This is a genomic window from Brucepastera parasyntrophica (assembly GCF_022376835.1).
GTDB lineage: Bacteria > Spirochaetota > Spirochaetia > Treponematales > Treponemataceae > Brucepastera > Brucepastera parasyntrophica.
This window is the reverse complement of record NZ_CP084606.1, coordinates 1434457-1450313: the sequence shown is the minus strand read 5'-3', so window position 1 is coordinate 1450313 and position 15857 is coordinate 1434457. Positions and strand designations below refer to the sequence as shown.

Here is a 15857-nt window from a genome sequence, read left to right as displayed (position 1 = left end):
TGGAACTCAGTATTTTTTTACGCTGCCTTCCCTGTCAGCCATATACACTGCGGGTATTTTCTTTGTAAAGAAACCGTTTTCAACAACGCCGACTATGGAATTAATGAAATTTTCAAATTCCGCCGGATTAACCGGTTCTTTCCATTTGCAGTCAATAATAAAATTTCCGTTATCCGTTACAACCGGCCCGGCCTTTTTAACAGCCTCACGCAGGACAACCGAAGCCCCCGTAGCCATGAGAGCCCTGATTACACTGGTTCTGGCTTCCGGAACAATTTCGACCGGCAGCGGAAAGCTGGTGCCGAGGGAATGTACTATTTTTGATTCGTCGGCAATGATAACATATGAACCGGAGTTATAAGCGGCTATTTTTTCAAGCAGCAGCGCGGCGCCTCCGCCCTTAACAAGAAATTTCTCCGGACTTATTTCATCGGCCCCGTCAATTGTCAAATCCAGTTCACCTGAAATTTCCTTCGAATTCAGGGAATAAACCGGTATTCCGTAATCTTCACAGGCCAGGGTTGTCTGAAAGCTGGTTGAAACGGCGCGTATTCCGGCAAGGCCGCCGTCCGCGATGCATTCTGCGAGCCTTTTTACCGCGACCATGGCGGTAGAGCCGGTCCCGAGTCCGATTTTCATGCCGGAAAAAATACTGCCGCTTTCAATAAGGCTGTCGATGGCATAGCGCGCGGCCAGCATTTTCTGTTCAGTCTGATCAATTGTTTTCATAGTCAATACCTGTAAAAAGTTTATATTGGAGATACGCCTGATACTGAAGCATGGAATAGCCGTTTGATATCCGGCATCCGGCATGCTCGGCCCGTCTAAGCATTCTGGTTTTTTCTGGATGGTATATTACATCATACACGGCCTCTGACCCGGAAAAGGCATAAAAGTCTATGGGGTCTTCGTCCGGCTGCGGACTCATACCCACATTTGTTGTCTGGATGATAACATCCGAATATGATTCAAGGATTGACCGGCTTCCCGCATCGAGTACCGCCCATTTAAAGTTATACAGCCGGGCCAGATCTCTCGCCTTTTCCGGCGTGCGGTTAAAGATACAGGCCTTCCCCTTCATTTCCTTTACGGCATGGGCAACTGCCCGGGCAACGCCGCCCGCGCCGATAATGGAAACCCGGAGTTTTTTCAGGTCCTTCCTGTTCAGAAACCCGAGGAGGGCCCGTTCAAATCCCTTTGCGTCGGTATTGTAACCCTGCCAGGCGCCTTCTGTTTTTATAATAGTATTGCAGGCCCCGATTTCCCCGGCTTCCGCCGAAATCTGATCGAGGTTAGGCAAAACAGTTTCCTTGAACGGAAAGGTAACGGAGAGACCCGGTATATCGGTTTCTTCCGCGAAACTTATGGCTTCTTCTATACTTTCCGCCCTGAGCGGTACATATACCGCGTCTATATGCTGCCTGACATAGCCTGAATTGTGTATCTGCGGGCTGAGAGTCGCGGAAAGAGGGTTCCCTGTTACTCCGAAAATTTTTGTTTCACTGGTATTCTGCCGGATGTGATAAATTTCGTTTATTGAAACAGGATCAAGCTGCCCAAGACTGTTTTCCTGTCCGCTTTTTGACGGCGCGAGCACATATGTAATGCAGGAACCCAGATGGGACGCAAGTATCCTGCTGGGCAGACCGTACGGCCCCATTGCGAGCAGTGTATATTCTTCTCCATAACATTTTTTTGCTTCACGAAAGAGCTGGGTAACATCGGAAAGATTCCGGGGCATAAAGGCTATTTTTGCTATTTCATCTTTGGTCCTTCGCAGTCTTTTTACCATTTGCGGAATACCCGTGAGCGGGCCGTTCATATTGTGAACGCTCCGTATTATTTTTGTGCCGAAGGCCCGCGCCGCTTCCTCAATGGACGGAAGCTCCAGGTCTTCCTCAAGGTCGATATATGCGAAGTTTTTCTTCGGATCGGTATCGGCAAAGGCAAGTCCCTGGGCAAAAATTGTAGTGCGGGAGCCTTCCCCTTCAAGAAAACGCCCTCCGTCTGATTTCCTCCTGACCGTCAGAATACACGGGAGCTTTGCCATTTCCGGAAAATGCCTGAAATGGATGCGTTCTTCGGGAAGCAGACAATCGGCGCGTAATTCAACCATATCTATGAATTGCCGGTATTGTTCAACCAGCGCCAGATCTTCCTTCAGACTGGGTTCGGTCAAAACAAGACAAATCTTTGTTCGCATATAGTAAGTATACAAAAACAATCCGGCAGTTGGAAGAGCTTTTCTGCAGTCACCGGTCCAAGACCGGCATATATAGTCAAATAATCTCGCATTATTTGACTATTTCCGATTGTACGTGTTTTTGATATAAAGAATCAGCTAATTTTTTATATCAAAAACACATAAACTAAAGGAGTATATTTATCAATTCCTTGACAATTCTCGAACCTCGCAGTACCGTCTTAAATAGGTATTCCTGAATTATGGAATTCCGAAATTCACCGGTTCTGGAGGTTTGTGTGAAGAAAAGATTCCATATCGTTGTTTCCATTGCTGTTTTCTGTCTGATCGGAGCTTTTGTATCCTGTTCATCAGGCGCGAAAACCAAGACGCTCCCGGGCGAAAGTCCGCGGCTGTATGAATGGCTTGGGGATGAAAATTACCAAAGCCCGAATCATGTAACAATAGATAAAAATTCCCTTTCCAATCAGATAGACGGACTTGCGGATGAATGGTGGAAAGACGCGGTATTTTACCATATATGGGTGAAATCCTTTAATGATTATGACGGCGATGGAGTAGGCGATTTCCGCGGAATAACGGAAAAACTGGACTATATAAAAAATGATGTCGGCTGTGATGCCATCTGGCTTTCTCCGGTTTTTGACTGTGCGGGAAAAGGCACTGCGGAAGGTTATAATATGCACGGCTACGACACAATAAACTATTATGATGTTAACGACTATTTTGGAAACGTTGAGCAGCTTGAAAACCTTCTCAGGGAAGCCCACAAACGGGGCATAAAAGTAATATTCGATCTTGTCCCCAACCATACGTCAAGCCAGCACCCCTGGTTTTTGAACTCAGCGTCCAGGCGGGACGGAAAGGCAAACTGGTATCTCTGGAACAACGTGCGTCTCAGCTGGAACCCGATGGGAAGCAATGCGACCTGGCATTTTAATGTAGACAGGCAGGCCTATTATTATGGCGCCTTCTGGTCGGGAATGCCTGATTTAAACTTCCGCAATTATGAAGTCAGGGAAGAGATGAAAAATATCGCAAGATACTGGCTGAACAAGGGATTTGACGGTATCAGAATGGATGCTGTCCGCTATCTGGTGGAAGATCCGGGCGTTGTTATGGATACGGATGAAACACACGCCTTTTTCAGTGAAGTCAGGACCGAAGTAATTGACAAATATGCCGAACTTGGCGCCCCGAAATTTATGGTCGGCGAGGCCTGGATTGTCGGCGACCAGAACCGTTTCTTCCGGTATTTCGGGAGTGAAGAAAATCCTGAATTCAATATGCTGTTTGATTTTGATTTCTCCAACCAAATGCCTATGGCCGTCCGGTACAGAAATTTGGGAGTTTTTGATTTCCCGAACGCAGACCATCTCGCCGTCTTTTTGAGCAATCATGACAATGCTGCCGGCCGGCCCGGGACCATGTACAAGGCGGATGAGGATATAAAGCTTGCGACAGCCATATCCCTGCTTCTTCCGGCAACTCCCTTCGTATATTACGGGAATGAGGTGGGCCAGCCTGAAGAACCTAATCTTGGCAGCCAGGATATCCGTCACCGTTATAAACTGCAGTGGGACCGTGTTGAAGCACAAAAGTCGGACCCTGACTCTCTCCTTATGCTCCATAAAAAACTGATAACTCTCAGAAGTTCCCATCCCGCGCTTCGCCGCGGTTCCTATTTAAGGGTTCCCGTCGCGCGTCCTGCCGCCGCGTACAGACTCATTCATGAAACTGAAGAAATAGTGTGCGTATACAACCTGGGTACGGAAACTGAAGAAATAGTGCTTTCGGTTAATGCTTCTGACCTTGAACCCCTGTTTCTGTCGTCGCCCTCTGAAGCCAATTTATTGATGATGAATGAAAAAGTAACGGTAACGCTGCCGGCGAAGGGATTTGCCGTATACCTGGTAAAAAAATAAACAGGTTCCGGCGGACAGTTCTCAGCCTGCGGATTGACGCAATTATATGAAATGTTTTGAAAATAATGCTATTATATAGAAGATTTTAGAAGCTGCCCGGTCAGGGCAGCTTTTTTTGTTACTTTCTAAAAGCCACAGCTGCCTTAAGGATTAATTTCAGCTGGACAATGTTTATCTGTAAGCGTTTTCCGGGATATATTCCGCTTTCCGCGACCTTGCTGTAATATATCCGGCTGACATGACCGGGTTTCACGCGCTTCGTCTCTGAATCCAGCTGGGTATCCGCTCAACAGCAGCGTTTATTCATAATATTTCGCATGGAAAAATCCATTATCATATGAAAAATCTGTGAAAAACTGCGAAAAAACATTTTTTTTCCGAATTCCTGTCACTAAAAAATGATTCTTGTTGTTATCATTGTGTGTTTCATGAGGGCTTGCCGTATTTCTTCTCCGGTTTTATTCAAAAAAACATTGCGTGAAACGCCCGACTGCTGTTATACTGAAACTTACAGTTATTAGTTATCAGGAGGCTTCATTTTGAAGAAAGCTAAATGGTTGTCAGTTATCGGACTGATCTCATTTGTACTGTTTGTTTCCGGTTCATGCGCTACCGGCAGTACCAGCGGGGCTGATCTGCTATCGGCAGCGCCAGGAACCTATGAAAATGCTGCTCCTGCGGGACTTGCGAGTGTTATAGCATTAAATGAAAAACTTGCTCCGACAGAAGACGAGCTTGTTATATATTATGTCAGAGCGGACAAAAATTACGCCCCCTGGGCCCTGTGGATGTGGGCCCTTCCCGATGGGGACGGGGCCGCGGCCTGGCCGAAAACACAGAACTGGACTGTTGAAGACGGAATCGGATATATGCGGTTTAAAATGGACGGTTCCGATCTGGGGGTGAAACCCGTTGGTTCGGACGGACAGCTTGGACTTATAGTCCGCCAGAAAGATGACTGGATAAAAGACGGCCAGGATGACCGTTTCTGGGATACCAAGGTATCAAAATCCATCGCGATTTTTTCCGGCAACATGAATACCTATGCGGCGGAAGACTATAAACCAAAGGCCCTGACCGCAGTTCTTACTTCGGAAACGGAAATCCAGGTTATGCTGAGCGGCCGGTACGGACTTGATACGGACGGCGGACCTTCCGGTTTCACAGTAGAAACAAAAGATGGCGGAAAGGTATATAAAATTGCAAAAGTGTTTAATACAGACAGCCCGAAAGATTATTCATACAACTATACCCGGACGGTAACAATAGAACTTGCGGAACCTGCCGGAATTTCAGAGGCAATTATCTTGAAAAATCCTGTTTTTGAAGGCGACAAGCAGATTGACGGATCAAAACTCGCAATTTCGCTCGCCGAATCGTCAGTCCCCGGCAAGGATATAACCCTGGGCGCTGTGTACGACGCGGCAAAAAAATCAGTCACATTTAATTTATGGGCGCCGACATCATCGGCGGCAACAGTACAGCTGTACCGGCGGGACACGGCCGCGTCTCCCGATTTTACCGTGCCCATGACCCTGGACAAAAAGACCGGCGTCTGGACAGCCGCTTTCTCCCAGACTGACCCTGACGGGCTGTTTTATGACATCCTGCTGACCAATTCCGGCGGTACAAAGGCCGTACTCGATCCTTATGCCCGCTCAATGGCGGCATACCGGAACACCGGCGGTTCCGGCCGCGCGGCGGTCGTGAATCTTGCGGACAGCCGCGCTCTCCCCGCGGGCGGCATGTCTGCGCCCTATGTCAAACTTGAAAAACGCGAAAACGCCATTATTTATGAAATGTCGGTCCGCGATTTCACTATCAGCCCGGACGCAAATGTTAAAGCCCCTCCTGGAACCTATAATGCTTTTATTGAAAAAATCCCCTATCTGAAATCGCTGGGAGTAACCCATATACAGCTTATGCCCGTCCTTAATTTTTACTTTACGGATGAAACCGACCGGAAATATGAAAACAGCGGGACTGTAAGTGATAATAATTATAACTGGGGCTATGATCCCCATAACTATTTTACTCCTGAAGGGTGGTATGCCACAGACGCTTCCAATCCCTATTCGCGTGTAGCCGAGCTCAGAAATCTTATAAATGAATGCCATAAGGCTGGCCTCGGGGTTCTTCTGGATGTTGTATATAACCACATGGCAAATACTACTTTCCTGGAAGACATAGTCCCCGGATATTTTTTCCGGATGAATGCCGACGGAAAATTCACATCCAATTCCGGCTGCGGAAATGATGTCGCGACCGAACGGGCTATGGCCAGACGGCTGATCGTCGATTCGGTGGCATACTGGGTAAAAGAATATAAGGTAGACGGATTCCGCTTTGATCTTATGGGGCTTATGGACACAAAAACCGTTCTGGACGCCTATGCCGCTGCAAAGGCAATCAATCCTGATGTGCTTTTTGAGGGCGAAGGCTGGAAAATGTATAACGGTCCGGCCGGAACAGTCGGTATGGACCAGAATTATATGACAAAAACAGATTCGGTCGCCGTATTCAATGACGAATTCCGGGATCTTCTTAAGGCTGGGGGCTTCAATGAGGCCGGCAGGGGTTTCCTGACAAAGCGCGGCCCGGATACGGAACGTCTGTACAAGAATATTCTGGGACAGCCCCAGGTGAATTACAAGGCGGACAGCCCCGGTGATAACATGCAGTACATTGCCGCCCATGACGGACTTACCCTGCATGACACCATTTCGCATAACGCCCAGCTTGATGACAGCGTTCCCGAACAGCGCGCGGAAATCGCAAAACGCATAAAACTCGGAAATTTCTTTGTTATGACAAGTCAGGGAATCGCTTTTATGCACGGCGGTCAGGAAAGGGGCCGGACAAAACCGAATCTCAGGAGTTCCCGGAATGAAACCATCGGAAATTTTGTGCGGAACAGCTATGATTCTTCTGATAATATAAATCAGGTTGTATGGACCCTGAACGCCGATTATCAGTCTGTACTGGATTATACCGCCAGCATGATAAATCTGCGGAAAACCCGCGATGTTTTCCGGATAGGCGATATGGCGACAATCAACAAAGCCGCTGCCCTTTTGCCGAATCCGGAAGACAGCCGTCTGACAATCGGATATACGCTGGACTGGACTGACGGGAAATGGTTTGTTCTCGTCAATGCAGAATTAAAACCCATGACTTTTGATGTTGGCTCTGATGTATCATCCGCAACAGTATTTGCGGATGCCGGCGGCGGTATTTCCGCCGGGAAAAAACTGGAAAACGGGAGTTCTGCCGGGGTAAGCGTGCAGAAAAACCAGGTAACTATTGAACCATTGACCGCAATTATTCTCCGTACTGCAAAGTAATATTTGACAGAACGGAAAAACAGGTCAATAATAGAGTATCCGGTTTAGCACAACGGATATTTGAATAGGAGGAAAGAATGAAAAAGATTATTTTCGTGCTTCTTGGTGTTATGCTGCTGACTGGTGCAGTATTTGCTGGCGGTACTGGCGAAGGAAAGGTCCAGCTTAAAGTTTGGGAATCCGAAGGTGCTGAAAAAGATTTCATGCTGTGGGCAGCAGGTGAATTCAAGAAAATTCATCCTGAAGTAAACATCATCTATGAACCGGTCGGATCCGTTGATTCCCGCTCAAAAATCGAGCTTGACGGTCCTGCTGGCGTAGGCGCAGATATTTTTGTAGCCCCTCACGACCATCTTGGCGCCCTTGTAAATGGCGGACACGTATTGCCTATAGATGATCCTTCATTCATCAAGAATGAATTCATTGACGCTGCTGTTTTCGGGTCCCAGTACAATGGTGTAACATACGGATATCCCCTTGCAATCGAAACCTATGCGCTGTTCTATAACAAGGATGCTATCAAGAATCCTCCCAAAACATGGGCAGAAGTTGAAGAATTTGCAAAGACATGGAACAACAAAGCCCAGAACAAGTTCGCTATTGTATGGGAAGTTGCGAATGCCTATTATGACTATATCTTCATGGGCGGCTTCGGCGCTCCCCTGTTCGGTCCGAGCGGAAGCGACCGCAAACAGCACAACCTGAACAGCCCCAAGGCTGTTGAAGGCGCGAAATACTTCCAGACTCTCCGCAAGACAATTCTTGATGTTCCGGCTTCCGACATGAGCGGCGACTTCTGCAGTTCTTCTTTCACTGAAGGAAAGGCCGCAATGGTAATCGTAGGTCCCTGGAAAATAAACGAATACAAGAAACTGAAGATCAATTTCGGTGTAGCCGCTATTCCGGTATTCCCCGGACAGTCAACACCTCCCGCATCTTTCTCAGGAATCCGCCTGGCGTTTGTAAGCGCCTATTCAAACTATCCTGAAATCGCGAAGGAATTTGCACGCTTCCTCATGTCAAAAGAAGTCCTGCAGAAACGGTATGAGTATACTGACCAGATCCCCCGAGAAAAGACGTAACAGTTACTGATGAATACAGCAAAGGCATAATGGCCCAGGCCGCTTATGCAACTCCGATGCCGACCATTCCTCAGATGGGTACTTACTGGTCATCAATGAATGCTGCCTTTGCCAGTATCTGGGACGGCGCAGATGTCGTAAAAGAGTTGAATGCTGCAGCTGCCGCAATGGAAGCCGCAAAATAAACTCTGAAAAACGGGATGATAGATCCTGTTGCGCAGGAGGCACTGTTTAACGGTGCCTCCGCCTTTTCATAAACTGTGATGGAGTGAGTTAATATGAGTAAACAGGACACTGTTGTCAATGATAAGATAATTACAAGAGCTCCTATTGCATCTGCATGTTTTGCGGGATTGGGACAGATCCTGTTTTTAAAACAGTATTTGCGTGGTGCACTATACGCATTAGCCGAATTCCTGATGATTTTTTTCGTTGTTTTTGACGTAAAAAATCTTGCTTTCAATTTCAAAGGTCCCATTGTTAACTCTCTTGTAGGGCTGATTACCCTTGGCGATGCCAAGCCCCATTTGCCTATAAAGGAGAGGGACCATTCAATCTTTATGATGATTACGGGACTTATCGTTCTGATAATCGTCCTTTTGTACATATGTGTATATGTATTTAACATTTACGATGCGAAAAAATCTGCAAAACAAATTGTAGAGAAAAACAAGTATCCGACCTTTGCCGAAACAAAGAAAATGATCCATGAACGGGCCTTCCCCTATATCGGGCTGACTCCGGTCGTGATTCTGATGGCCTTTTTTACCATAGTGCCGCTTCTTTTTTCCGCGCTGGTCGCTTTTACCAATTATTCTTCACCGGATCATATACCGCCGAATAACCTTGTCGACTGGGTTGGTCTTGAAAATTTCAGAACAATGTTTTCTTCAAGAGCAGCAGGCTCAACAGGAATGAACCCTTGGTTTGTTTCCTTTGTAAGGGCCGCAATATGGACCGTGGTGTGGGCGTTCCTGTCCACCATTACCTGTTATATGATTGGTATGCTCTTTGCGGTTATTCTGGTTGACAAACGGATAAAATTTTCGAAAGTTTTCCGGACTATATTTATTCTGCCATACGCGATTCCGACCATGCTGTCGCTGTTTATCTGGAACAACCTGCTGAACGGTACGTTCGGACCAATAAACCGTACGCTGATTGCGCTGGGGTTGATTGAACACGGGATACCCTGGCTTTCCGACCCAAATATGGCAAAAGTTACGCTGATTTTGGTTAATATCTGGATTGGCTTTCCCTATAGTATGATTCTTATTACCAGTAATATGACTGCTATTCCGGGACAGCTGTACGAAGCCGCAACAATAGACGGCGCGAATAAATTCCAGCAGTATAAATCAATTACTTTCCCGCTTGTTCTGTATCAGACAATGCCTATTCTCATTATGCAGTTTGCAAGCAATATAAATAACTTCGGTGCAGTCTTCTTCCTCACCGGTGGAGGTCCGCCCTACCAGGGCCTGACGGTTACTACAAACGCGGGTGCGACAGATCTGTTGATATCATGGATTTATAAACTGACCATGAATACGCCGAATATGTATAACCTTGCGTCTGTACTGTCGATTCTGGTATTTATTGTTCTTGTACCATTTGCTCTGTACAATTTCACACGGACCAAATCGTTCAAGGAAGGAGAGTTCTAATGGCAGATGTAGCAACAAAAAACAAAAGTTACCGGGCGGGCAACATGGTCGTCATGTTCTTCCTGTACGCATTTTTGATTATTACTGTTGTATGGGTATTATATCCTGTTGCCTTTACAATCAGCTCCGCTTTTACGGAGTCGAATTCCTTGGCGTCAACCAGTATTGTTCCTTTCCCGACGAAACCGTCCCTGTACCAGTTTCAGCGGCTGCTGACTCCGTCACAGGAAATTGTCAAGGGAACGACCAACATACGCGGAACAAACTACCTGCTGTGGTACCGGAATACAATCAAGATTGCTATTCTGAATACACTGCTGACATTGGCTATCTGTGTTACTTCAGGATATATCTTCTCGCGGTTCCGTTTCGGTCTCCGCAAGCCGTTTATGGCAGGAATGATTGTACTTCAGATGTTTCCAAGTTTTATTGGTATGGTTGCGACGTATGTTATATTGTGGCGTATAAACGGACTCAATACCCACTGGGGGTTGGTTCTGGTATATGCCACGGGGAGTATCCCGTATAATACATGGCTAATGAAGGGCTATTTCGATACTGTTTCAAAGAGTATCGAAGAGGCCGCCCGTGTTGACGGGGCAAGCCAGTTGACGACATACCTGCGTATTATTATTCCTATGGTAAAGCCCATGATAGCGTTCCTGGCTCTTACCAGCTTTACCGGTCCGTGGATGGACTTCATTTTCCCGAGATTGGTATTGCGGAGTGATGATATGAAAACACTGGCAGTCGGTTTGTATGAAATGATCAGCGGCCGCGCAAATGATAACTTTACCATGTTTGCAGCCGGCGCCCTGCTGGTAGCCATACCCTTTGCCATACTGTTTATGGCAGGTCAGAAATTCATGCTTAAGTCCATGGCAGGCGATGCTGTCAAGGAATAAAAGGCTGATTACTGTCCGCAACTGAATTGAACCCCGTTTCTTTTTCGGAAGCGGGGTTTTTTAAATAACGGCGCCTGCGCCGGAATATATTGACGGAGATGTTGTAAAAGTTTGTTTATGTGCTTTTTATTATAAGTGCATCCATAAGTAATGGGGTTCAGCGGCCGGAAACTCCGGCTGTACTCCGATCGGTTTTAGAGGAGGGTCGTGTGAGAAAAACAAAAATACCTGCAATATTTTTATGTTTTTTTGTTTCATTTTTTATCTTTTCGTGTGCGTCCAACAAGGAACAGCCCATTGATCCGGAGAAGGCCGTTTACGAACTTGCTCCGATCACTCGGACGGTCCGGACGCCTGGTGAAGGTGTGTATTACTGTGTTTTTGTACGGGCCTTTGCTGATTCGGACGGAGACGGTACCGGCGATTTTAAAGGTCTGACCGCCAGACTTGACTATCTCAATGACGGAAATGACAATACAGTCAGTGATCTGGGGATTACCGGTATCTGGCTGATGCCCATTTTCCCTTCACAGTCCTACCACGGGTATGACGTTGATGATTATTATAATGTAAATCCTGATTATGGGACCATGGAAGATTTTGAAATCTTTCTTGCCGAGGCGGAAAAACGGGGTATTTCAGTTATTATTGATATGACCTGCAATCATTCATCGGTCTATACGGACTGGTTTATTGCGTCCAAGGACCCAAGCAGTCCCTACCGCAACTGGTACCGCTGGGCGGATGAGGGTGATCCCCGGTATAACCTGAATCAGCGGATATGGGGCCATCCTCTCTGGAACAAGGTTGGAAATTCCTACTATTCCGGTCTCTTTGTTCCCTCCATGCCTGATTTCAATCTTGCTAACCCTGAAGTCCGGGAGGAATTCAAAAAGATTTCAAAATTCTGGATGGACAAGGGCGTTGACGGGTTCAGGTTTGACGCGGCCGGGCATGTATTCAATGCGGCGAAAATTCCTGCCGGAGAATCGTCCGAACAACAGGCTGTGGCCTGGTGGACGGAACTGGTCGGCTATATCAAAACGGAGAACCCTGAAGCCTATACTGTCGGTGAAGTATGGGAGCCGCCGTCAACACGCGCGGTTTATATGCGGGGCCTGGATTCATCTTTCCATTTTGACCTCGGTACGAAGATTATCGACGCCATACGGAGCGGAGACGGCGGACAGAATAACCTGGCGAATGCCATGTACGCTGTCTACGAGCGCTACGCGGAGGAAAACCCGAATTATACTGACGCCCCGTTCCTCACAAACCATGACCAGAACCGTATTTCAGGCATGCTGAGAGGTGATGTTGCGCAGCTTAAACTGGCGGCTTCCCTGTATATTCTTACGGAAGGAGTGCCGTTTATTTATTACGGTGAGGAAATCGGTATGATGGGAGCAAAACCAGATGAGCAGATTCGTACGCCGATGATGTGGAAAGCCGCGGGAAAAGATTCCCTTCAGACAACATGGATAGACTCCAAGTATAATAAAAATACCATTCCGGTTGACCAGCAGGAAAAGAACAAAGATTCGCTTTTAAATTATTACAAACGGGTTATCCGGATAAAGACTGCCCATCCCGCATTGTATGAAGGGCGCATGACCCCGCTTGCGACTGAAAGATCCGAAATTATTTCCTGGGTTATGGAATCGGAAACGGAAAAAGCCTTTGTTATGCATAATCTGTCACCCGAGGCGGTAGTTGTGGATCTTCCTGAGGGAATTGATATGTCCCTTATCTTTACTACCTATCCGGATATTGCTGTGGATGGATCAGCTGTTACCATGCCTCCCAGAGGTTCAGCTGTTTTTGCGGCATATAAGTAAAAATGAAATTTTAATTTGAAATGTTCTGTACATTTCAAAATATAAAATTTTGAAAAACTTTTTTGAACTCCGGCAGGATGTATGTTCCGCCGGAGTTTTTTATTCGCTGCAATCCATACCTTGCAGAACCGACAATCCCGCCGAAAAGGGCGGGATTGTTGATTGAGTTTTTGCGATTTCTTATTATTATATAAGAAGGAGCTTATATGACCCTCTCTTATCTGTTTATTTTATTTATCCTGTACAGTGTGATTGGCTGGCTATGTGAAGTTGTATATGTATTGATTACCCAGCGCAAATTTGTGAATAGGGGAATCCTCCGCGGTCCTGTTTGTCCCATTTTCGGTTTCGGAGCATTAATCATTGTTTTCTGTCTTGAACCGTTCAAATCCAATATTATTTTTCTTTTTGTCATGGCGGTCATTGTTTCGGCGGTTCTGGAATATATAACTTCCTGGATACTGGAAATGATTTTCGCGGCGAAATGGTGGGATTATACAAATTCAAAATTCAGCCTTAACGGCCGCATCAGTCTGCTTAATTCTGTCATCATAGGTGTTCTGGGGACATTGTGCATTCTGTTTGTCCAGCCGGCATTTGAATATGTGCTGAATCTTTTTCCCGAGGAGTCACTCAATGTTATTGCTTTTATTCTTGCCCTTATTCTTTTTGTCGATATTGTCCTGACCCTCCGGACGCTGGTCCATTTTTCCGCCAGACTTACTGATTTCAAAATACTGATACGGGCGGCAAAAAAGGCGCCTGACAAGTTTGAATGGTTTGACCGTGAGGATTTGCCGGGAAGTATTGCACGTCTCAGGCATTTGCAAAAAACCGATACGACCGGTATTTATAAACAATTTGAACAACTGCTCGATACGTTTGTGAAACCGCCTTCCGGGGTCCCCCGGCTGCTTATGGCCTTTCCGGGACTCAAGCTCAGCAGGGAAGTCCCGGATTATGAACTTCTCAAGGACGCCCATCTGACTGATTTACGGCAGGTTTTGCAGGCCCCATCCGCGCCGGCTGATACGGAAACGGAAAGGACTGTCCCTGCGCAGAAAAAAGAAAAAAAACAGACTGCCGAACGGACTATTATCAAACCAAAAATATATGAATATGTATGGATCTTTGCCGCGGCCGGATATATAGGGCTTATTGTGGAAACCCTGTGGATGTATATTACAACGGGTGAATTTTACAGCCGGATCGGTTTTATGCATATATGGGTTAAACCCATTTACGGGGCCGGCGGCGTTCTCATGACTATGCTTTTACTGCCCCAGCAAAAACGGCGGGATTTGTTTATTTTTGTATATGGCGTTGTTATCGGCGGCGCCTTTGAGTATCTGTGCAGTGTCATACAGCAGCTCATGTTCAATTCTGTTTCATGGGAATATCATGATACTCCGCTTAATCTCCACGGCAGAACCAACCTCTTTTTTTCATTTTGCTGGGGGTTCCTGGCATTATTGTGGATACGGTTTGCCTTTCCAGGGTTTATGCATCTTATACGGAAAATCCCGCCGAAGATCAGCAAAATCCTTGCCATTATTTTTGCGGTTCTGCTTGTCTCTGACGCGGCATATACTGCCGCCGTTGTCCGGCGCTGGTCCGAGCGGAGAGACGGGATCGCCGCGAAAACAGCTGTCGGCCGTTTCTTTGATGAATACTATCCGAACGAAAAGATGGAACGGTTATATTCCAATATGAAATTTCTGGATAAATCCGATCCGGAACATCAGGGGCCTGAACCGGCAAAATCCGACGCGGACAGCGGTGCTCCGGCTGGACAGCCGGAGCCGCTTAATTAATAGCTGCAATATCAAAAGGCGTTTCCTGATATACGAAATAGTTCAGCCAGTTGACAAAAAGGAGGTTCGCGTGCGCCCTCCAGCTCACAGGGGGCAGTTTTTCCGGGCTGTTATCAGGAAAATAATCATGGGGTATACTGATAGAGAGGCCTCTTGCAAGATCCCTCTGGTATTCTTTTGCGAGCGTATCGGCGTCATATTCCGCATGGCCAGTGATAAAAATGGACCGGCCGTCCCGGCTAGCCACAAGAAATACTCCTGCTTCGTCCGATTCCGCAAGAATTTCAAGGTCCGAGAATTTTTCTATATCTTCCCTCCGGATAGCCGTATGCCGGCTGTGAGGGGCCCGGAATGTGTCGTCAAAACCCCGGACAAGTTTATGTACCGGATTAAGAACACGGTGTTCGAAAATGCCGAAAACCTTTGAATCAAGCAGCTGCTTATCAATGCTGTAAAAATAATACAGGGCTGCCTGTGCGCCCCAGCAGATATACAGTGTGCTGTACACATGGGTTTTACTCCATTCAAGGATTTCCGAAAGTTCATTCCAGTAATCCACCTGTTCAAAGGAAAGATGCTCGACAGGCGCTCCTGTAATTACGAGTCCGTCGAATTTCTGGTCTTTTACACTTTCAAATGTCCGGTAAAACATATTCAGATATTCCGCGCTGGTATTCGCCGATTTATGGGAAGCCATTGTCAGCAGGGTTATTTCTATCTGCAGAGGCGTATTTCCGAGCAGGCGCAAAAGCTGTGTTTCGGTGACTTCCTTTGCCGGCATGAGGTTCAAAATCGCGATTTTGAGGGGACGGATATCCTGATGACTCGCACGCTGGTCATCCATTATAAAGATATTTTCGCTGGTCAGAATTTTCGCTGCCGGCAGCGCAGCTGGTATTTTAACGGGCATCGTTCCTCCGGAATACTTTTATACTTCCCTGACTTACAAACACTTGCAATCGGAATTCCCGTCATTTCTGGTGAAGACGGGAATAAAACACTGAAATAATAGTAACTGATTTCAGCCTTTCTGTGAATATGAGTTTTTTTGTTTTCAGTCTTGCGGGGGCCTTTTTTTT

11 protein-coding genes are annotated in these 15857 nt (G+C 46.6%); 8 read left to right on the top strand and 3 right to left on the bottom strand.

Features of this window, described 5'->3' with window-relative positions; all coding sequences use genetic code 11:
• Nucleotides 1-6: 6 nt before the first annotated feature.
• Together rpiA and K7I13_RS06830 are read right to left on the bottom strand one after the other, a co-directional pair.
• A complete protein-coding gene (rpiA, locus tag K7I13_RS06835) occupies nucleotides 7-720 on the bottom strand; it encodes a ribose-5-phosphate isomerase RpiA (protein WP_255949248.1) in 714 nt (237 codons plus the stop codon).
• Nucleotides 716-2203 (bottom strand): type I 3-dehydroquinate dehydratase, encoded by a 1488-nt coding sequence (locus K7I13_RS06830; protein ID WP_255948961.1) that lies wholly within the window; start codon nucleotides 2201-2203, stop codon nucleotides 716-718. Before K7I13_RS06830 ends, rpiA begins: the two co-directional genes overlap by 5 nt.
• Before the next feature lie 278 nt (nucleotides 2204-2481).
• Between K7I13_RS06830 and K7I13_RS06825 the strand changes: the two genes are divergently transcribed.
• From K7I13_RS06825 to K7I13_RS06790, 8 genes are all read left to right on the top strand, one after another.
• The gene (locus K7I13_RS06825; RefSeq protein ID WP_255948960.1) at nucleotides 2482-4128 is read left to right on the top strand and encodes an alpha-amylase family glycosyl hydrolase; all 1647 of its coding nucleotides are present in this window, start codon (nucleotides 2482-2484) and stop codon (nucleotides 4126-4128) included.
• 539 nt (nucleotides 4129-4667) lie between these two features.
• The gene (locus tag K7I13_RS06820) at nucleotides 4668-7472 is read left to right on the top strand and encodes an alpha-amylase family glycosyl hydrolase (RefSeq protein ID WP_255948959.1); all 2805 of its coding nucleotides are present in this window, start codon (nucleotides 4668-4670) and stop codon (nucleotides 7470-7472) included.
• A gap of 77 nt (nucleotides 7473-7549) precedes the next feature.
• Complete coding sequence (locus K7I13_RS06815; protein ID WP_255948958.1) at nucleotides 7550-8554, top strand: sugar ABC transporter substrate-binding protein; 1005 nt, start codon at nucleotides 7550-7552, stop codon at nucleotides 8552-8554.
• Between the two features lie 29 nt (nucleotides 8555-8583).
• Nucleotides 8584-8739: a hypothetical protein gene (locus tag K7I13_RS06810; RefSeq protein ID WP_255948956.1), complete on the top strand. Its 156-nt coding sequence runs from the start codon at nucleotides 8584-8586 to the stop codon at nucleotides 8737-8739.
• Nucleotides 8740-8832: 93 nt separating this feature from the next.
• On the top strand, nucleotides 8833-10221 hold the full coding sequence (locus tag K7I13_RS06805; RefSeq protein WP_255948955.1) for a carbohydrate ABC transporter permease: 1389 nt from the start codon (nucleotides 8833-8835) through the stop codon (nucleotides 10219-10221).
• A 44-nt stretch (nucleotides 10222-10265) separates the two neighbouring features.
• Nucleotides 10266-11126: a sugar ABC transporter permease gene (locus K7I13_RS06800; RefSeq protein ID WP_439647483.1), complete on the top strand. Its 861-nt coding sequence runs from the start codon at nucleotides 10266-10268 to the stop codon at nucleotides 11124-11126.
• 209 nt (nucleotides 11127-11335) lie between these two features.
• Nucleotides 11336-12964, top strand: a complete 1629-nt coding sequence (locus K7I13_RS06795; protein WP_255948953.1) for an alpha-amylase family glycosyl hydrolase — start codon at nucleotides 11336-11338, stop codon at nucleotides 12962-12964.
• Between the two features lie 206 nt (nucleotides 12965-13170).
• A complete protein-coding gene (locus K7I13_RS06790) occupies nucleotides 13171-14778 on the top strand; it encodes a putative ABC transporter permease (protein WP_255948952.1) in 1608 nt (535 codons plus the stop codon).
• Here the strand turns inward: K7I13_RS06790 and metA are convergent.
• Nucleotides 14771-15688, bottom strand: coding sequence for a homoserine O-acetyltransferase MetA (metA, locus tag K7I13_RS06785; RefSeq protein ID WP_255948951.1), 918 nt, complete (start codon nucleotides 15686-15688; stop codon nucleotides 14771-14773). The two genes, K7I13_RS06790 and metA, sit on opposite strands and share 8 nt — an antisense overlap.
• Nucleotides 15689-15857: the final 169 nt, after the last annotated feature.

Coding starts and splice junctions, on each gene's coding strand:
- K7I13_RS06830 (WP_255948961.1), bottom strand. CDS start 2,203: ATGCGAACAAAGATTTGTCTTGTTTTGACCGAACCCAGTCTGAAGGAA.
- K7I13_RS06815 (WP_255948958.1), top strand. CDS start 7,550: ATGAAAAAGATTATTTTCGTGCTTCTTGGTGTTATGCTGCTGACTGGT.
- K7I13_RS06810 (WP_255948956.1), top strand. CDS start 8,584: ATGGCCCAGGCCGCTTATGCAACTCCGATGCCGACCATTCCTCAGATG.
- K7I13_RS06805 (WP_255948955.1), top strand. CDS start 8,833: ATGAGTAAACAGGACACTGTTGTCAATGATAAGATAATTACAAGAGCT.
- K7I13_RS06800 (WP_439647483.1), top strand. CDS start 10,266: ATGGTCGTCATGTTCTTCCTGTACGCATTTTTGATTATTACTGTTGTA.
- K7I13_RS06790 (WP_255948952.1), top strand. CDS start 13,171: ATGACCCTCTCTTATCTGTTTATTTTATTTATCCTGTACAGTGTGATT.
- metA (WP_255948951.1), bottom strand. CDS start 15,688: ATGCCCGTTAAAATACCAGCTGCGCTGCCGGCAGCGAAAATTCTGACC.